The sequence below is a fragment of the Kocuria sp. 2SI genome (genome assembly GCF_005502825.1).
In the GTDB taxonomy this organism is placed as follows: domain Bacteria; phylum Actinomycetota; class Actinomycetes; order Actinomycetales; family Micrococcaceae; genus Kocuria; species Kocuria palustris.
The window spans coordinates 1-17,700 of sequence record NZ_SCNB01000032.1 but is presented as its reverse complement, the minus strand read 5'-3'; the positions used below and the strand labels follow the sequence as shown (position 1 = coordinate 17,700).

Sequence of the window (17,700 nt, the reverse complement as noted above, 5' to 3'; positions counted from 1 at the left end):
GTCCGGGGCATCCAGGAGACGGTCACCCAGATCGCCTTCCGCACCTACAGCAGCCACGACCTCGAGGAGGCCTTCTCCCTGGGCATGGACTGATGCCGCACCAGGGCCGGCGCGCCGGACGAGCATGAGGCCCCGGGACGATCACCCGATCGTCCCGGGGCCTCATGCTCGTCCGGCGCTGCTGCGCTGGCGCCGCCCTCGATTCAGCAGCGCGAGTGCGCGATCCAGCGATCCAGCACCTGCTGAGCGGCACCGGTGTCCAGGGACTGCGCTGCGCGCTCGATCGCCGCGGCCATGCGCTCCTGGAAGGAGCCGTCCGGAGCCTCGTCGAGCGCCATCAGGGCGGAGGCCGCATTCAGCAGGACCGTGTTGCGGACGTGGCCGGTCTCCCCGGAGAGGATCCGGCGGGCCACTGCCGCGTTGTACTCGGCGTCCTGACCGCGCAGGTCCTCGACCGTGCCGCGCGGCATCCCGAAGTCCTGGGGCTCGAGCACGTGCTCGGTGATCTCGCCGTCTCGGACCTCCCAGACCTCCGAGGACTCGGTGATGGTCAGCTCGTCGAGCCCGTCGCCGCCGCGGAAGACCAGGGCGCGGTGGCCGCGATCCCGGAACACGCCCGCCATCACGGGCGCCAGCGCGCGGTCGGCCACGCCGATCGCGGAGGCCTCCACGAGCGCCGGGTTGGAGATCGGGCCCAGGAAGTTGAAGGCCGTGGCCACGCCCAGCGCCTTGCGGGCGCCGGCGGCGAAGCGCATGGAGGGATGGAAGGTCTGGGCGAAGCAGAAGGTGATCCCGACCTCCCGAGCACAGGACTCCACCATGGACACGGGCATGTCCAGCTGCACGCCGAGAGCCTCGAGGCAGTCCGCCGAGCCGGACTTGGACGACGAGGCGCGGTTGCCGTGCTTGACCACCCGGGCGCCGGCGCCGGCGGCCACGAGCGCGGACATGGTGGAGATGTTCACCGAGCGCAGGCGATCCCCGCCCGTGCCCACGATGTCCACGGCCGGGCCGGGCACATCGAGCGGGCGGGCGTGGGAGACCATCGCGTCGGCCAGCCCCTTGAGCTCGTCGACGCTCTCCCCCTTGGCCCGCAGCGCGACCAGGAACCCGGCCAGGGCGATGTCCTGGACGTCGCCGCGCATGACCGCGTCCATGGCCGACCATGCCTGCTCCGCACTGAGATCGCGACCCTGGATCAGGGAGGTGGTGAGCTCGGGCCAGTCCAGCGGCGCTGAGGGGTGCGTGGGGATCTCGCTGTTCGAAGTCACGGTGCGACTCTATCCCCGGGCCCCAGCCGGCACAGCCCACCCCGAGGCAGGGTCCTGCCCAGCTCATGCATTCCCGGAAGGGAACGGAATCCCATGGTTCTCACCGGGGTGTCTCAGTTGGTTCGCAGGACCGTTTGGCGACATAATGTCGATCGTGACGACTGCAACCCATGCCCCAGCGCGACCCGCCCCGGTCATCAACCGCCCGAACCTCACCGCAGTGGGGACCATCGTGTGGCTGGCCTCCGAAGTCATGTTCTTCGCCGGCCTGTTCGCGATGTACTTCACGCTGCGCGCCACGGTTCCCGAGGTCTGGGATGAGGGCGCCTCGCTGCTCAACATCCCCCTGGCCACCGTGAACACCATCGTGCTGGTGCTGTCCTCCGTGACCTGCCAGTTCGGCGTCTTCGCGGCCGAGCGCCTCCAGCCCCGACGCACCGGCGGCCTGTTCTCCGTCGCCAAGTGGGGCATGGTCGAGTGGTTCATCCTCACGTTCCTCATGGGCGCGTTCTTCGTCTCCGTGCAGGTCTTCGAGTACGCCACCCTCTGGTCGGACGGCCTCGGCATCGCGTCCTCGGCCTACGGCTCGGCGTTCTACCTCACGACCGGCTTCCACGCCATCCACGTGACCGGCGGCCTCGTGGCCTTCCTGGTGATCATCGGGCGCGCCTTCCTGGCCAAGCGCTTCGGTCACTACGAGGCCACGTCGGCGATCGTCGTCTCCTACTACTGGCACTTCGTGGACGTCGTCTGGATCGCCCTGTTCGCGATCGTCTACTTCCTGCAGTGACTCCGGTCCACCGCGCCCACCGGCGTCACCGCCAGCTCAGCACCACACCGAATCGAGGACTCCTGACGTGAAGGCTCTCTCACAGAAGCGTCGCCATCCGCTCGCCATCCTGGCGCTGCTCCTGAGCGCCCTGCTGCTCACCGGTGGTCTCTACGCAGTCGCCACCACCTCGAACCAGGCCCAGGCCGCGGACGAGTACACGGCCGAGGACGTCGAGCAGGGCGAGGCCCTCTTCCTCGCCAACTGCTCCACCTGCCACGGCCTGGACGCCCAGGGCACGGACGCCGGCCCGTCGCTGATCGGCGTGGGCGCTGCCGCCGTGGACTTCCAGGTCGGCACCGGCCGCATGCCCATGCAGATGCAGGGCCCGCAGGCCCAGAAGAAGCCGCAGCAGTTCAACGAGGAGCAGACCAGCCAGCTGGCCGCCTACGTCGCCTCGCTCGGCGCCGGTCCTGCCGTCCCCGAGGACGAGTACCTGGACGTCTCCGAGGGCGACGCTGCCAATGGCTCCAAGGTCTTCCTGGCCAACTGCGCCATGTGCCACAACGCCGCCGGCGCCGGCGGCGCACTGACCCGCGGCAAGTTCGCCCCGTCGCTCATGGGCGTCGAGGAGAACCACATCTACGAGGCCATGCAGACCGGCCCGCAGAACATGCCCGTGTTCAACGACGCGAACATCACCCCCGAGGAGAAGCGCGACGTCATCACGTACCTGAAGACGGTCGAGACCAACACCGACCCCGGCGGCTTCGGCCTCGGCTCGCTCGGCCCGGTCTCCGAGGGCCTGTTCATCTGGACCATCGGTCTGATGATCATCATCGGCTTCACCGTCTGGCTCACCACCAGGTCCGCCTGATCCATCCGCTCGCCGTGTCCCGGCGGTCCTCCGATCGCCGGGCCCTGCACCACGTTTCAAGAAAGTTTGAGGGACCACATGGCCAGCCATCGTGATGAGCTCCCCGAGGGCAAGAAGGGCAACGTGCTCGATCGCAGCGCCGCGCCGCAGCGCTTCGAGAACCCGGGCATGCCCCCGCACTCGCCCCGGACCACGGACGTCGATCCGCAGGCCGCCAAGCGCGCCGAGCGCCAGGTCGTGCTCCTGTTCGTGATCTCGATCCTCGGATCGATCCTGTTCTTCGTGGGCTACTTCGGCATCCGCGTCGAGGGCGACATGTACGACGTCATGAACCCCGAGCCGACCTCCCAGCTGCGCCTGCAGAACCTGCTGCTCGGCGGCGGCATCGCCCTGGGCATGCTCGGCATCGGCGTGGGCATCGTGCACTGGGCCAAGACGCTCATGCCCGATCACGAGATGGTCGAGTCCCGCCACGAGATCCGCACCGAGGCCCAGCGCGCCGAGGCCGCCGAGATCATGGACACGATCGTCGACGAGTCCGGCATCAAGCGCCGCCCGCTCATCCGCAACAGCCTCATCGGCGCCATGGTCCTGGCTCCCCTGCCTTTCGTCGGCCTGCTCAAGGACCTCGGTCCCTGGAACCTGCAGACCATGAAGCACACCCTGTGGGACGAGGGCGTCCGCCTGGTCCGCGACCCCTCGGGCACGCCGATCAAGGCCTCGGACATCACCCTGGGCTCCACCTACCACGTGCTGCCGGAGAACATCCTCGGCCTGGGCCACGACGAGGGCTACCTCAATGAGAAGGCCAAGGCGGTCGTGCTGGTCATGCGCCTGGACCCCTCGGAGGTCAACGTCTCGGAGGAGCGCACCGACTGGAACGTGGACGGCATCTTCGCCTACTCCAAGGTCTGCACCCACGTCGGCTGCCCGGTGGCTCTCTACGAGCAGCACACGCACCACCTGTTGTGCCCCTGCCACCAGTCGACGTTCGATCTCACCAACGAGTGCGAGGTCATCTTCGGCCCGGCGTCCCACCCGCTGCCGCAGCTGCCCATCACGGTCGACTCGGAGGGCTACCTGGTGGCGCGCAGCGATTTCCACGAGCCCGTGGGCCCGGCCTACTCGCAGCGCATCATGCACCGCAACCAGCTTGAGGACGAGACGGAGAACGCCTGATGTCCGCACAGACCACAGACACGCGCCGTCCGCAGCAGGACGACTACCGGCCGGACACCGCCGTCGGCTTCATCGCGAACTACGCCGACACCCGCGTGGGACTCTCCCCGCTGGTCAAGGAGTTCGGACGCAAGATCTTCCCGGACCACTGGTCCTTCATGTTCGGCGAGGTCGCGCTCTACTCGTTCATCATCCTGCTGGTCTCGGGAACCTTCCTGGCCCTGTGGTTCGACCCCACGATGGTCTCCCAGGAGTACACCGGCTCCTACGTCCCCATGCAGGGCGTGGAGATGTCCGGGGCCTACGCCTCGTCCCTGCACATCTCGTTCGACATCACCGGCGGACTGTTCCTGCGCCAGCTGCACCACTGGTCGGCGCTGCTGTTCGTGGTGGCGATCTGCGTGCACATGATGCGCGTGTTCTTCACCGGCGCGTTCCGCCGCCCGCGCGAGCTCAACTGGGTCGTCGGCGCGCTGCTGTTCGTCATGGCCATGGCGGCCGGCTTCACCGGCTACTCCCTGCCGGATGACGTGCTCTCCGGCAACGGCCTGCGCATCGCCGACGGCATGGCCAAGTCCATCCCTGTGGTGGGCACCTACATCTCCATGATGCTCTTCGGCGGAGAGTTCCCCGGCCACGTGGTGATCCCCCGCCTGTACATCCTCCACGTCTTCCTGATCCCGGGCGTGATCCTGGGCCTGATCGTGGTCCACCTGTTCATGGTCGTGACCCACAAGCACACCCAGTACCCGGGCCCCGGTCGCACCGAGGACAACGTGGTCGGCTTCCCGGTCGGCCCCGTCTACGCAGCCAAGGCCGGCGGCTTCTTCTTCATCGTGCTCGGCTTCCTCTCGGCCCTGGCCGGGATGGTCCAGATCAACGCGCTGTGGAACTACGGCCCGTACGATCCCTCCCCCGTGCAGGCAGGCACGCAGCCGGACTGGTACATCCTCTTCGGCGACGGCGCCCTGCGCCTGTTCCCGGGCACCTGGCCCTGGAACTGGGAGTGGAACCTGTTCGGCCTGGTGACGATCCCGCTGGCCGTGTTCATCCCGCTGATGATCATGGGCGCGCTGATCGGTGCGATCTTCGCCTACCCGTTCCTGGAGCGCTGGATCTCCGGCGATTCCCGCGAGCACCACGTGCTGGACCGCCCGCGCAACGCCCCCACCCGCACGGGCCTGGGCGCAGCTGCGGTCGTGTTCTACTCCGTGATGATGGTGGCGGCCACCGGCGACCTCATCGCCACGCACTTCCACGTCTCGCTCAACGACGTCATCTACGCCCTGCGCACGCTGTGGATCGTCGGCCCGATCATCACGTTCATGATCGTCAAGCGGATCTGCCTGTCGCTGCAGCGCAAGGATCGCGAGATCGCCCTGCACGGCCGCGAGACCGGCCGCGTGCAGCAGCTGCCGCACGGCGAGTTCGTCGAGGTCCACGAGCCGCTGAGCCCCTACGCTCAGTACCGCCTGGTCAGCTTCGAGGCTCCCACCCCGCAGGCACCGCGCCGCAACGCCAAGGGCCGGATCTCCGGCCCCGAGAAGCTGCGCTCGCGCCTGACGCGCTTCTTCTACGAGGATCGCGTGGCGCCGGTGACCCCGGCCGAGCTCGAGGCCGCGCATCAGGAGCACCAGGAGGACCTGGGCTCCCTCGATGCCGGGCACAACACCTCGGATCGCGAGATCGGCAGCTGATCGGCTGTCCCTGCTGCAGAGGCCCCCGACTCCCCCGCGGAGTCGGGGGCCTCTGTCGTCGAGGTGGGATCCACGACCGTATTGCCACCGGACGGTGTCGGTGCTCACGACAGCCGCCGGGGTGTTCGGTACCCTGAGACCCAGACCGGTAACCAACCGGGTTCCCCCGCCCGACCCCGTCCCGTCGAGTCGTCAGAGGCCGCTCCTGCCCGAGCCGCACTGCCGCACCGGCACCCCCGCAGGCCCTAGGGCAGGCGGGGCCGACGGTCCGCACACCGCACTGAAGATCTGGAGACACCGATGACTGGGAAGATCGTCCTCGTGGGACGCACTGCAGACCTCGTCGCACGCTCTGGCAAGAGCCTGCTCAACACCCGCCCGGCATCCTCTGAAGACATCCCCGCGCTGGCCGAGCTCTATGCGGCCGCCTATCAGGCGTCCTCGACTCCGGATGACTCCAATGTCACCTCGCCGGAGGAGGCCCGGGAGGTCCTCACCAAGCTCTTCGACGGCGAGTTCGGCCGCCTCCTGCCCGAGGCATCGCCCGTAGTCGCCGACGAGGACGACGACATCGTGGCCGCCGCCCTGGTGGTCGAGCAGCGCACGGGAGGAGGTGTCCCGGAGGATCCCTACCTCTTCGAGCTGTTCACCCACGCCTCGCACCGCCGGCAGGGTCTGGCCGAGCAGCTCGTGCGCAGCAGTGCCGCCGCACTGGCGGAGGCCGGCCACGAGCGGCTGAGCCTGCGGATCCCGGAGGACAACTCCCCCGCTCTCGCGCTCTACCTGACCCTGGGCTTCAGCCGCTGGCAGGAGGCCGTGGAGGAGGACGAGATCTGATCTTCGATCGGCTCACGTCTCGCAGACCAGGGGCCCGGCCACGGCGATCGCCGTGACCGGGCCCCTGGTCTTGGCCGCACTCTGCCGGCTCTCGGCCGGTGTCCTCACCCTGTTTCGGTCGCTGACGCGGAGGCCTCCGCCGTCGAGGGTGACGGCGCTTCCGGCTCAGAGGCCCAGCCCGCGCAGCGTGAGGGCGGCATCGACTGCGGCGACGGCCGCGTCGTAGCCCTTGTCCTCGCTCGAGCCCTCGAGACCCGCTCGGTCCAGCCCCTGCTGCTCGTCATCGGTGGTCAGCACGCCGAAGCCGATCGGCACCCCCGTGGCCGTCGAGACGTCGGTGAGGCCCATGGTCGCGGCCTGGCAGACGTAGTCGAAGTGCGGTGTGCCGCCGCGGATCACGATTCCCAGGGCGATCACTGCGTCGAAGCCCTCGGCCAGGCGCCGAGCGGCGACCGGCAGCTCGAAGGACCCGGCCACCCGCACGATCGCGGGGTCCTGCACGCCTGCCTCGGCCAGGGCCCGCTGGGCGCCGTCGAGCAGCCCGTCCATGATCTGCTCGTGCCAGCGCGAGGCCACCACGGCGACCCTCAGCTGCGATCCCTCCAGATCGGATGCCGCCAGGGTGGGTGCTCCGTGTCCGCTCATGATCTCGTCCTCTCCTTCGACGGCTCCGGTGCCGGGGCCGTCATGGTCCTGTGTGGTGGATTCGGTGCCGTCAGTCGTTCAGTCGTCGACGTGCAGGAGCCTGTGCTCCATGCGGTCGCGCTTGGTGGCCAGGTAGTCGTGGTTCTCGGGGCGGGCGGCGACCTCGTGGTGGACCATGTCGGTCACCTCGATGCCCAGGCCTGCCAGCTGCTCGGCCTTGAGGGGGTTGTTGCTCAGCAGGCGGATCCGCTGCAGGCCCAGCTCGTGCAGGATCGTGGCGGCAGCACCCCAGTCGCGGGCCTCGGCCGGCAGGCCCAGCAGCTCATTGGCCTCGACGGTGTCGGCTCCCCCGTCCTGCAGCTGGTACGCGCGCAGCTTGTTCACCAGGCCGATCCCCCGGCCCTCATGACGGCGCAGGTAGACGAGCGTGCCGCCCTCGGCGGCGATCCGCTTCAGGCCCAGGTGCAGCTGGGGCCCGCAGTCGCAGCGGTAGGAGCCGAAGACGTCCCCGGTCAGGCACTCCGAGTGCAGCCGGACCAGCGGGGCAGTCTCCGATATGTCCTCCCTCCGCCCGGAAGCCGTCAGGCTCAGGTGCTCACCGACGGTGGTGCCGTCGGCATCGGGGATCTGCCAGGCGCGCACGAGGAAGCGGCCCTCGGCCATGGGGATCATGACCGGCTCGGAGGTCGCGAGGACCGGCCGAGGTGCGGTTTCGTCATGCCCTGCCGCCCCTGTCATGCCGTCTCCCGAGTGCGCAGGTGCTGGGCCAGGTCCTCGATGCTGATCAGCGGAAGGCCGTGGCGGCTGGCGAACTCGCGCAGATCGGGCAGGCGCTGCATGGAGCCGTCGTCGTGGACGATCTCGGCGATCACCCCGGCCTGCGGGAGCCCGGCCAGGGCGCACAGATCGACGGCCGCCTCGGTGTGCCCGCGGCGCTCGAGGACCCCGCCGCTGGCCGCCCGCAGCGGCAGCACGTGCCCCGGGCGGGTCAGGTCGCCGGCGGTCGAGGCCGGGGAGGCCAGCACGCGGGCGGTCAGCGCGCGGTCCTCGGCGCTGATGCCGGTGCTGGCGACCTCGCGGGCATCGCAGGTCACGGTGTAGGCGGTGCCCTTCGCGTCCTCGTTGACCGCGGTCATGGGCGGCAGGCCGAGCTCATCGGCGCGCTCACCGGTCAGCGGGACGCACAGCACGCCCGAGGACCACCGCACGGTGAAGCCCACGAGCTCGGGCTTGGCGTGCACGGCGGCGAAGATCAGATCGCCCTCGTTCTCGCGGTCCTCGTCATCGACCACCACGACGGCCCCGCCTTCGCGGACCTGGCGCACCGCCTCTTCGACCGTGTCCAGCGGGATCGGGGTCTGATCCGGGGTCTGGGGTTCGAGGGCCGGATCGGACCACGGCGCCGGGACCGAGCGGAACGACGACAGCCGTGCGGCGTACTTGGCCATGACATCCGTCTCGAGGTTCACTCTGTCCCCGCGGCGCTTCTCGCCCAGGCCGGTGGCCGCCAGGGTGGCCGGGATGAGCCCGATCTCGAACCAGTGCTGATCCAGCTCTGCGGCGCGGCCGGTGCTGAGCGGCCCGGGGCTCACGGCGGTGACCGTCAGCGAGACGCCGTCCACGGCGATGGCGCCCTTCTCCGCGAGCAGCTCGGCGATCTCCACCGGAACGCCGATGCGCAGCGTCTCCCATGTGCCGTGGTCGGTGCGCTCCAGGATCGTGCCGACGGCATCCACATGGCCCTGGACCACGTGCCCGTCCAGGCGGCCGTCGGCCGGGGTGCAGCGCTCCAGGTTCACCGCGCTGCCCTCTCGCAGACCGCCCAGGGTGGTGCGGCGCAGGGTCTCGCCCATGACATCGGCCACGAAGCGGCGCCGGGGTGCGGCGTCCGCGGTGCTGAGCGTCCCTGGGGCATTGGTCCCGGCTGCTTCCGAACCGGTGGGCGCGTCGGCGTCGACACCCGCGGCGACGGCCGTCGCCGCAGCGTCCGCAGCCGACAGCGGCGTGGCGGTGAGGCACACGCCGTCCACGGCCAGCGAGCCGCCCAGGGGCAGATCCTCGAGCACTGAGCCGGCCTCCAGGTGCAGGCGCACCGAGCCGGTGCCCTGGGCGGTCTGCTCGGCGGTGACTGCTTCCTCGCTGAGGCCCTCCGGGCTGGGCGGTCGCCCGGTGCCCACGGGCTCGATCTGCACGATCCTGCCGCGCTCGGCGACGATTCCGGTGAACATCTGCCTCTTCCTTCTCTGCCCCTGCCGGGGCGCATCTGATCCGGGGTCGCTGTCGCTCTTCCCGGCTGCTGCGGTGGTGCTGGTGCCGTCGGCTGCCGACGATCGGCGCGGAGTGCCGCTGGTGCCGTCAGCCACCGCCGCTGTTCTCAGACGGGGGCTCCGCTGCCTCTCCGTGCGGCCCGAGCGGCTGCAGCTGCCACAGCAGGTCGGTGCCCAGCCTCGTGATCGGCCCGCCACCCGCCGGATCCGGGGCGAAGCCCAGCGCGTGGGTGAGACTCGTGCGCCCGGGCAGCTCCACCGAGGGTCGACCGCCGCCCAGAATGAGCGGAGCCTGGTAGACGAGCAGCTCATCGACGGCATCGGCGTCCAGGAATGCGCTGATCAGCCAGGCCCCGCCCTCCAGGAGCAGGTGTCCGACACCGCGGGCGCGCAGCTCGCGCAGCGCCTCGAGAGGGTCGTGAGTGCGCAGCTGGAGGAAGCGGCCGTCCTCGCCGCGCACGGCCGCACGGGCCGGGATCTCGCGGTGCCCGATCACCACGCGCAGCGGCTGCGAGTCGGCCGGGGTGCCGTCGTCCCGTCGGGCGCTCAGGCGCGGGTCGTCGGCCAGGGCGGTGCCGGTGCCGACCGCGATCGCGTCCGCGCGGGCTCGCAGGCCATGGCCGTGCCGCCGGGCCTCGGCCCCGGTGATCCACTGGCTGGTGCCGTCGGCGGCGGCGATGCGCCCGTCGAGCGACTGGGCGATCTTGGCCGTCACGAACGGACGATTCTCTCGACCGGCTCGATCCCACCGGCAGTTCAGCGCCCGGGACTGCTCGGCCAGCAGCCCGCTGCGTACCTGGACACCGGCGGCGCGGAGGCGCCTGGCTCCCCCGGCACCGGCCTGGGTGTCCTCGACGGCGAAGATCGCCCGCGGGATCCCGGCTTCCAGGATGGCCTGGCTGCACGGACCCGTGCGTCCGGTGTGGTCGCAGGGCTCGAGCGTCACCACGATCGTGGTGTCGAGCAGGTCGGTTCCCGCCGCGCGGGCCTGGGTCAGGACGTCGGCCTCGGCGTGCGGGGTGCCCGCACCCAGATGCCGCCCCACGTGCAGGATCCGTCCCTGCGCATCCAGCAGCGCCGCGCCCACGAGCGGATTGGCGCCGCGGGGGCCCTCCAGCGCGGCCTCGAGCGCCCGCTGCATGGCGGCGGTCTCGGCCTCGGTGAACGACGGCTCGACGGTCATCGGCGGGCCTCGTCGTCGGCGGAGCTCAGCCGCACGGTGACGTCGGGGAAGGCGGTCTCGATCTCGACCCCGGAGGATTCCGTCCCGTCAGGGGCGGATCCCTCGCGACGCTGGACCCGCCACCAGATGAAGAACCCGAGAAGTGTGAAGCAGCCGTAGAACACGTACATGAACGCCGAGGCGTAGTAGCCGGCCGAGACGAGCAGGGGCACGCCCACGACGTCCACGGCCACCCACACGAGCCAGAACTCGGTCCATCCGCGAGCCATGCCCCAGGTCGCCACCACGGAGCCCACGAAGATCCAGGCGTCGGCCCACACGGGCTCATAGGACCCCAGAGCGCGGAACAGCGGCGTGAGCGCCACGGTGCCCAGCACGAGCACGGACACGAGCAGGATCCGCTCGCGTCCGGAGGCCCAGCCCGGGGAGACGGCCACGCCGTCGCCGGTGCGAGCCCGGCGCCACTGCACCCAGCCGTAGACGGCCACGATGATGAACATGACCTGGCGGCCTGCCTGCCCCAGCAGGTTCACGGGGTTCGGCGATCCGAAGACGGCGCCCAGGAAGACGGTGAGCAGCAGCAGATTGCCCACGATGCCGATGGGCCAGGCCCAGACCTTCCGGCGCATCCCGCCCAGGGCCGAGAGCAGCCCGAAGACGTTGCCGATGACCTCCCGCCACAGCAGGAAGCCGTCGCCGATGCGCAGCTGCGCGTTGAACAGCTGCTCGAAGATCTCCACCGTGGTGCCTCCCGGGCCGGTCTGGCGGGCCGGGGTCCCGGTCCGCTGCGGGGCCGATCCTGCGGGATCGGCGCGGCACGGATGTCCGGGAGGCGGACGGGAGGACGTGAGGCCGATGACGACTCAGCCCATGGGCGCACGGCACGCCGACGTCGGCGTGCGCGGGCCGCGAGGGCTCAGACGCGATCGACCGTGCTCCTCCCTTCCAGACTGTTCTGTCGGCACTGGAATCTCACCAGTCAGGCCAGGGCCGTGTCGTCGTCGAGGGCCCGGGGCCCCTTGAGGGCGCCGTGCGTTCTCGGCGACGACGACGGCCACCGGTTAGCGGGCTGTCACCGCCGGCTCGGAATTCCACCGATCTCGGAGCACGTCGTGTCGTGGACCTGATTATGGCACGCGGCGGCCCGGGTCCGCGGACGCGTCAGCCCTGGGCGGAGCGGGCGGCCTGGCGCAGAGCAGCGATCGCGGCCTGCGGGTCGTCCTTGCCGTACACGGCGGAGCCGGCCACGAAGACATCCGCCCCGGCCTCGGCGGCGCGCTCGATCGTCTCCAGGGAGACGCCTCCGTCGACCTGCAGGGCCACTTCCCCGCCGCCGGCGCGGATGGCCTGCGCGGCGCGGCGGATCTTGGGCAGGGTCACGTCCAGGAAGCTCTGCCCGCCGAAGCCCGGCTCCACGGTCATCACCAGGAGCATGTCGATCTCGGTGAGCATGTCCAGGTAGGGCTCCACCGGGGTGGCCGGGCGCAGCGCCAGACCTGCCTTGGAGCCGGCACCCCGCAGCTCGCGGGCCAGGCGGATGGGGGCGCGAGCGGCCTCGGCGTGGAAAGTCACCGACGCGCAGCCCGCCTCCGCGTAGCCGGGAGCCCAGCGGTCGGCGTCCTCGATCATCAGGTGGATGTCCAGCGGCACCGGGGAGACCGCCTGCAGCCGCTCGACCACCGGAAGACCCAGGGTCAGGTTCGGCACGAAGCGGTTGTCCATGACGTCGATATGCGCGGCGTCCGCCGTGGAGATCCGCTGCAGCTCGGCGTCCAGGTTGGCGAAATCCGCCGAGAGCACGGACGGGTGGATGCAGCAGCGGGACATGGTTCCTCCAGAGGGCATCGGGATCTGCAGACGACCTTAGGAGGTCTTGGTGAACAGGGCCATGAACATGGCATCGGTTCCATGCACGTGGGGCCACAGCTGCACGGTCCGAGCCCCCGCGGCCACGGAGTCCCCTGCGGCATGTGGGTTCGACGGATCCGCCCGGCCCTCGAGGGCACCGGGAAGAGCCGCAGCGCGCGCCGGCTCGGCGGCGTCGATCAGACGCAGATCTGGACGGGCGCGCAGCAGGTCGTCGACGGCCACGACCGTCTCGGCCGCATGCGGAGAGCAGGTCGCGTAGAGCAGCAGCCCGCCGGGGCGCAGGGCCTCGGCTGCGGCCGGCAGCAGCTGAGCCTGCAGCTGGGTCAGATCGGCCAGGTCCGAGGGACGACGGCGCCAGCGCGCTTCCGGACGGCGACGCAGCGCGCCCAGACCGGTGCAGGGGGCGTCGACGAGGATGCGGTCGAAGCCCTTGGCGGCCACGTAGTGATCGGGCTGCTCCAGCACCGAGGCGATGTCGCGGCCGTCGCCCCAGCGGATCTGCCAGGCCTCCTCGGGCAGCACGGCCAGGGCATCGTCGACCAGACGGGCGCGGTGCTCGGAGACCTCGTTGGCCAGCAGGGTGGCCCCGTTCTGCTGGGCCAGTGCGGCCAGCAGAGCGGCCTTGCCGCCGGGGCCGGCGCACAGGTCGAGCCAGTGCTCCCCCTCCTCCACGGGTCGTGCCGCGACGAGGGTGCGGGCCACGAGCTGGGAGCCCGAGTCCTGGACGCGGATCCCGCCGGTGCGCACTCCGGCGCGCCGGTGGAGATCGCCGCCGCCGCTGATCGCGGAGTCCGGGGTCAGCGGACCGGGCTCGGCGCCGTCGTCGAGCTCCTCCTGGATGTGTCCCAGTCCCGGAAGCGCCACTAGCTGGACGGAGGGCGGCTCGTTATCCGCCTCGAGCAGAGCCTCGATCTCCTCCGGGCTGCGCCCGTGGGCGCTCAGCGCCTGGCTCATGGCGCGCACGATCCACTCGGGATGCGCGTGGGCGGTGGCCAGGCGCTGCCAGGCAGTCGAGCCCTCGTTCAGCTCGGCGATCCACTGCTCCAGCGGGGCTGCCGCGACCTTCCGCAGCACCGCGTTGACCAGGCCCGACGGACCCGCGCCGATCTCGGCGCGGGTCAGCCCGACCGTCTGATCGATCGCCGCGTGATCCGGCACGCGCATGGCCAGCAGCTGGTGCACGCCCAGGCGCAGGACGTCGACCACCGGGGCGTCGAGCTGCTCGAGGGGCCGGTCCACGCAGCGCTGCAGGATCGCATCCCACGTGCCCTGATGCCGCAGCGCCCCGTAGGCGAGCTCGGTCGCGAAGCCGGCGTCGCGACGGTCCAGGCGCTGCTCCCGGATCTGCTGCGGAAGCACCAGGTTGCCGTAGGCGTCGTTCTCGGAGACCTCGCGCAGGGTCCGGTAGGCCGCCAGGCGCGCCGGGTCGGCCTGACGGGAGCGCTGCGACGGCGCAGAGGCCGAGTACGAGCGCTGATCCATCGAACGGCGATGGCGCTGGCGTCCGGCCTGGTCGCGGCGGTCCTCGCCGCGCTGCCGACCGCCCGAGCCGCCGCCTGCACGACCTCCGGCACCGCGGCCGGCACCGGGCCCGCCGCCACGGCGCCCGCCCTGGCCGGCTCCGCCGCGCGACGCTCCTCCGCGGCCCGAGCCGCGCTGTCCTGACTCATCCGCCGGGCTCATGCGAACACCGTCCTCGTGGTCTCGTCGTCGGCGCGGCCGAGCCGGCCGCGGGCCCAGTCGCCGGCATCCATGGCCTGCTTGCCCGCCGGCTGCACGCGCAGCAGCTCGACGGCGTGGGTTCCGGTGCCGGTCAGGACGCGGCCGTCGCGCAGCTGCACCTGTCCCGGGGCCAGATCGGTGTGCTCGGGGGCCTCGCGCACACCGGCCACGATCTTGAAGCGCTGACCGTCGAGCTCGGTCCACGGTCCCGGCTCGGGGGTGGTGCCGCGCACCAGGCGCGCGATCTCTGCTGCCGGATGCTGCCAGTCGATGCGACTGTCCGCGGTGGACAGCTTGGGCGCCATGGTTGCCTCCCCCTGCTGCGGGACGGGCTGCTCGCCGCGCTCCAGGCGCTGCAGGGCCTCCAGCAGCAGCGGTGCGGTCTCGTGCGACATTCGCTCGAGCAGCGAGCCGGCCACGTCGTCGTCGTGCAGCTGCGTGCGCGCGGTGCCCAGCAGCGGTCCTGTGTCCATGCCCTCGTCGAGCAGGAAGGCGGAGGCGCCGAGCTCGGCGTCGCCGTGGAGGAGCGAGTGCTGCACTGGTGCGGCTCCGCGCCAGCGCGGCAGCAGGGAGAAGTGGAGGTTGACCCAGCCCAGCGGCAGGGCCTCCAGCGCCGGGCGCTTGAGCAGCGCGCCGTAGGCCACGATGGCCCCGGCCTGCGCGCCGGTGGCACGCAGCTGCTCGACGACCTCGTCGTCGACCCGATTGGCCTTCAGCACGGGCAGACCGAGCCGCTCGGCGGCTGCGGCCACCGGCGACGGGGTCAGCACCTTCTTGCGTCCCACGGGGGCGTCGGTGCGGGTGAGCACCGCTGCGATCTCGATCCCCTCGGCAGCAGCCAGGTGCTCGAGCGGCGCCACTGCGGGTTCGGGCGTTCCTGCGTAGATGATTCTCACGGTGCCTCCTCAGCCTCCGAAGCTCGAGCCCAGGGTGCCGGCGCGCTCCTGGCGGACCTCGGCGACGGTGCGGGCGTAGTCCTCGGCGCGGATCCGCCGCCATGCCTCGCGGCGGGCCTCGCCCTCCAGGCGGTTGACGTACAGGGTGCCCTGCAGGTGATCGTGCTCGTGCTGGAAGCAGCGCGCCAGCAGGCCCGTGGCCTCGGCCTCGTGCTCCTGGCCGTGCTCGTCGAGCCCGCTCACGCGCGCCCGCTGCCGGCGCGGGGTGTCGAAGCCCAGCCCCGGCACGGACAGGCAGCCCTCGCCGCCCTCCTGCATCTCATCCCCCAGCTCGATCCTCGGGTTGATGAAGACCCCGGAGTCCTCGCCGATCTCGTAGACGAAGATCTGCAGGCCCACGCCGATCTGCGGGGCGGCCAGGCCCACTCCCTCCACATCGCGCATTGTCTCGAACATGTCGGCCACCAGGGTGCGCAGATCATCGTCGAAGCGCCTGACCGGGTCGGCGGCGGAGCGCAGGATCGGATCCCCGATCGTGCGGATCGGACGGACGGACATCGGAGGCTCCTCCAACTGGGACGAGAGGGTGGGGTGCTTGCTGGGCGGCCGCGGCCCGCGGACGACGTACGCCGGCTCAGGCCGGCGGCGGCGGGACGGGGCGCAGCTGCGACGGGCCCCGATCCAGCTTGGTCTGATGGGCCCACAGCCGCCGCAGCGAGCAGAACTTGTGCCAGTGCGCCTCGAGGACCTCGGGTGCGGCCTGCTGGGCGGAGACCTCGGTCTCCCCCACGGCCACGCCGAGCAGCAGGTCGGCCGCACCGAACTTCCAGGGCTCCCAGGTGCCGGCCTGAGCGTCGAGCAGCTGCTCCTCGGCCTTCAGACCCGCCACGAGCTGGGTCACGACCTTGGCATCCATGGGCTTGACCCGACCGGAGCGGTCGGTGCCCTTGGTCTTGTAGTCGATCAGGCAGACCTTGCCGCCGATGCGCGCGACCAGATCCAGCGTCCCGGCGTAGCCGACCGTGGCGTTCCAGACCGTGATCTCGGCGGCCAGCGGCTCCGGGCGGTAGAGCTGCCACCACTCGTCGAAGCGATCCGCGTAGGCGTGCTCGCCGTGCGAGGCCAGGACCTCCCGCGCCTCCTCGACCCGGGACTCCAGACCCATGGCGCGCAGAGCGGTCTGCTCGGCGTAGTCGTGGACCCGGTCTCCGCGCAGGGCCGCTTCGTCGCGGTGGCGTTCGGCGGCTCCGGCGGCGTCGCGGGCGATCTGGCGCAGCTTGGGCGCGGAGCCGATGGACTGCGGGAGACGATCGTCGGTGATCACAGCCTGTGCGGCCGACCAGCCGTGCCAGCCGCCCAGGTCCAGGGCCGCGCAGCTGAGCACAGTGGTGATCGAGGGGACCTCGGGGTGCCCGGACTCCGAGCGGGCGTACATCCGCCCGTGCTCGGTCTGGCGCGCCAGTCGCGGCTGGGTCATGCGGAGGCTCCCTCCTGGGCGTCCTCATGGGTGGGCTGTCCCCCCGCGGATCCGGGAGCACGGCGACCTCGAGGAGGCAGGACGACGGTCTTCATGCAGAAGGCCCCGGCCGGTGGAACCGGACGGGGCCTTCTGGTCGATCTTCCGTGCGCGATACTGGGATCGAACCAGTGACCTCTTCGGTGTGAACGAAGCGCGCTACCGCTGCGCTAATCGCGCCTTTCGACCTGGAAACCATAGCGCACCCTGACGCCGCTCGCCAATTCGGCCTCGCCGGCACCTGGTCGCGCCCCAGCTATCGCCCTTCGCGCGCTCGCGCAAGCAGCAGCGATCCGGGGCCTGGGCCTCAGACATGCAGACACCCAAGCCTCCAGTGACGTGCGAGCTGTCCTGCACCCCCGTCGGACCAGGGCACTGGAGCGGATTTGCGTGGCGCGATCCAGGTGGCCTAATGTCTACGCCTGTCGGAACGGCGAGCAGCCCGAAGGACGCAGAGCGACAGCCCTGCGGAGCGCGGATGCACGCACTGTCCGCAGCCGAGGCACCGGGCGAGAGCACGGAAAAGGCTGTGATACAGTTTCCGATCGAACGTCAGCCGAAAGGCAGATGATTCGCGGTTGTAGCTCAGCTGGTAGAGCATCACCTTGCCATGGTGAGGGTCGCGGGTTCGACTCCCGTCAACCGCTCGGAGAGCATCATCTTCGGATGCATGCGATCAATGAGAAGGCCAGGTCCGCAAGGACACAGGTCCCGGTGGGGTGGCCGAGTGGTTAGGCAGCGGCCTGCAAAGCCGTCTACGCGGGTTCGAATCCCGTCTCCACCTCGGTTCCCACCCAGCTCGCTCCCCCGGGAGCATGAGCGCGATTGGCGCAGCGGTAGCGCGCTTCCCTGACACGGAAGAGGTCACTGGTTCGATCCCAGTATCGCGCACCACCTCAGAAGGCCCCGACTGAAGCTTCAGTCGGGGCCTTCTGAGGTGGTGCGCGATACTGGGATCGAACCAGTGACCTC

At 70.8% G+C, this 17,700-nt stretch carries 17 protein-coding genes, 4 tRNA genes and 1 riboswitch; of the genes, 9 read left to right on the top strand and 12 right to left on the bottom strand.

What is annotated here, in order from left to right; all coding sequences use genetic code 11:
* Positions 1-203: 203 nt before the first annotated feature.
* Complete coding sequence (gene trpD, locus FFS25_RS12655; protein WP_137803172.1) at positions 204-1,271, bottom strand: anthranilate phosphoribosyltransferase; 1,068 nt, start codon at positions 1,269-1,271, stop codon at positions 204-206.
* A gap of 154 nt (positions 1,272-1,425) precedes the next feature.
* Here trpD and ctaE point away from each other — a divergent pair, with 154 nt between their 5' ends.
* The 5 genes from ctaE (at position 1,426) to FFS25_RS12630 (ending at position 6,630) form a co-directional block, all read left to right on the top strand.
* On the top strand, positions 1,426-2,061 hold the full coding sequence (gene ctaE, locus FFS25_RS12650; protein ID WP_137803171.1) for an aa3-type cytochrome oxidase subunit III: 636 nt from the start codon (positions 1,426-1,428) through the stop codon (positions 2,059-2,061).
* Between the two features lie 67 nt (positions 2,062-2,128).
* Positions 2,129-2,917, top strand: a complete 789-nt coding sequence (qcrC, locus tag FFS25_RS12645; protein ID WP_137803170.1) for a cytochrome bc1 complex diheme cytochrome c subunit — start codon at positions 2,129-2,131, stop codon at positions 2,915-2,917.
* A 78-nt stretch (positions 2,918-2,995) separates the two neighbouring features.
* Positions 2,996-4,096, top strand: coding sequence for a cytochrome bc1 complex Rieske iron-sulfur subunit (gene qcrA, locus FFS25_RS12640; RefSeq protein WP_137803169.1), 1,101 nt, complete (start codon positions 2,996-2,998; stop codon positions 4,094-4,096).
* Entirely contained in the window at positions 4,096-5,793 is a 1,698-nt protein-coding gene (gene qcrB, locus FFS25_RS12635) for a cytochrome bc1 complex cytochrome b subunit (RefSeq protein ID WP_137803168.1), read from the top strand. Before qcrA ends, qcrB begins: the two co-directional genes overlap by 1 nt.
* A gap of 300 nt (positions 5,794-6,093) precedes the next feature.
* Positions 6,094-6,630, top strand: coding sequence for a GNAT family N-acetyltransferase (locus FFS25_RS12630; protein WP_137803167.1), 537 nt, complete (start codon positions 6,094-6,096; stop codon positions 6,628-6,630).
* A gap of 165 nt (positions 6,631-6,795) precedes the next feature.
* On the opposite strand, the gene ribH is transcribed toward FFS25_RS12630, so the two are convergent.
* From ribH to FFS25_RS12595, 7 genes are all read right to left on the bottom strand, one after another.
* Positions 6,796-7,275 (bottom strand): 6,7-dimethyl-8-ribityllumazine synthase, encoded by a 480-nt coding sequence (gene ribH / locus FFS25_RS12625; RefSeq protein WP_137803166.1) that lies wholly within the window; start codon positions 7,273-7,275, stop codon positions 6,796-6,798.
* A gap of 78 nt (positions 7,276-7,353) precedes the next feature.
* On the bottom strand, positions 7,354-8,013 hold the full coding sequence (locus tag FFS25_RS12620) for a GTP cyclohydrolase II (RefSeq protein WP_137803165.1): 660 nt from the start codon (positions 8,011-8,013) through the stop codon (positions 7,354-7,356).
* Complete coding sequence (gene ribB / locus FFS25_RS12615) at positions 8,010-9,503, bottom strand: 3,4-dihydroxy-2-butanone-4-phosphate synthase (protein WP_137803164.1); 1,494 nt, start codon at positions 9,501-9,503, stop codon at positions 8,010-8,012. Before ribB ends, FFS25_RS12620 begins: the two co-directional genes overlap by 4 nt.
* A 127-nt stretch (positions 9,504-9,630) precedes the next feature.
* A complete protein-coding gene (gene ribD / locus FFS25_RS12610) occupies positions 9,631-10,725 on the bottom strand; it encodes a bifunctional diaminohydroxyphosphoribosylaminopyrimidine deaminase/5-amino-6-(5-phosphoribosylamino)uracil reductase RibD (RefSeq protein WP_137803163.1) in 1,095 nt (364 codons plus the stop codon).
* Positions 10,722-11,465 carry a nicotinamide riboside transporter PnuC gene (gene pnuC, locus FFS25_RS12605; protein ID WP_137803162.1) on the bottom strand — a complete coding sequence of 248 codons (744 nt, stop codon included), beginning with the start codon at positions 11,463-11,465 and terminating at the stop codon, positions 10,722-10,724. The genes ribD and pnuC overlap by 4 nt, the downstream gene beginning before the upstream one ends.
* A gap of 189 nt (positions 11,466-11,654) precedes the next feature.
* Positions 11,655-11,837: riboswitch (FMN riboswitch) on the bottom strand.
* Between the two features lie 49 nt (positions 11,838-11,886).
* Positions 11,887-12,552 carry a ribulose-phosphate 3-epimerase gene (gene rpe, locus FFS25_RS12600; RefSeq protein ID WP_137803161.1) on the bottom strand — a complete coding sequence of 222 codons (666 nt, stop codon included), beginning with the start codon at positions 12,550-12,552 and terminating at the stop codon, positions 11,887-11,889.
* Between the two features lie 36 nt (positions 12,553-12,588).
* A complete protein-coding gene (locus tag FFS25_RS12595) occupies positions 12,589-14,076 on the bottom strand; it encodes an RsmB/NOP family class I SAM-dependent RNA methyltransferase (RefSeq protein WP_137803160.1) in 1,488 nt (495 codons plus the stop codon).
* 9 nt (positions 14,077-14,085) lie between these two features.
* Between FFS25_RS12595 and FFS25_RS14185 the strand changes: the two genes are divergently transcribed.
* Positions 14,086-14,259, top strand: coding sequence for a hypothetical protein (locus tag FFS25_RS14185; protein WP_171004210.1), 174 nt, complete (start codon positions 14,086-14,088; stop codon positions 14,257-14,259).
* A gap of 14 nt (positions 14,260-14,273) precedes the next feature.
* Here FFS25_RS14185 and fmt read toward each other — a convergent pair whose 3' ends face one another.
* The 4 genes from fmt to FFS25_RS12575 all read right to left on the bottom strand — a co-directional run bounded on the left by fmt (position 14,274) and on the right by FFS25_RS12575 (position 16,908).
* Positions 14,274-15,212 carry a methionyl-tRNA formyltransferase gene (gene fmt, locus FFS25_RS12590; RefSeq protein WP_137803159.1) on the bottom strand — a complete coding sequence of 313 codons (939 nt, stop codon included), beginning with the start codon at positions 15,210-15,212 and terminating at the stop codon, positions 14,274-14,276.
* A 9-nt stretch (positions 15,213-15,221) separates the two neighbouring features.
* Positions 15,222-15,770 (bottom strand): peptide deformylase, encoded by a 549-nt coding sequence (gene def / locus FFS25_RS12585; RefSeq protein WP_061712282.1) that lies wholly within the window; start codon positions 15,768-15,770, stop codon positions 15,222-15,224.
* A gap of 76 nt (positions 15,771-15,846) precedes the next feature.
* Complete coding sequence (locus FFS25_RS12580) at positions 15,847-16,689, bottom strand: cytochrome (RefSeq protein ID WP_137803158.1); 843 nt, start codon at positions 16,687-16,689, stop codon at positions 15,847-15,849.
* A gap of 147 nt (positions 16,690-16,836) precedes the next feature.
* Positions 16,837-16,908, bottom strand: a tRNA-Val gene (locus FFS25_RS12575).
* Positions 16,909-17,302: 394 nt separating this feature from the next.
* On the opposite strand from FFS25_RS12575, the gene FFS25_RS12570 reads away from it, so the two are divergent.
* The 3 genes from FFS25_RS12570 (at position 17,303) to FFS25_RS12560 (ending at position 17,622) form a co-directional block, all read left to right on the top strand.
* Positions 17,303-17,375 (top strand) — tRNA-Gly (locus FFS25_RS12570).
* Positions 17,376-17,441: 66 nt separating this feature from the next.
* Positions 17,442-17,512: transfer RNA gene (locus FFS25_RS12565), tRNA-Cys, on the top strand.
* Positions 17,513-17,547: 35 nt separating this feature from the next.
* Positions 17,548-17,622 (top strand) — tRNA-Val (locus FFS25_RS12560).
* The last annotated feature ends 78 nt before the right edge of the window (positions 17,623-17,700 follow it).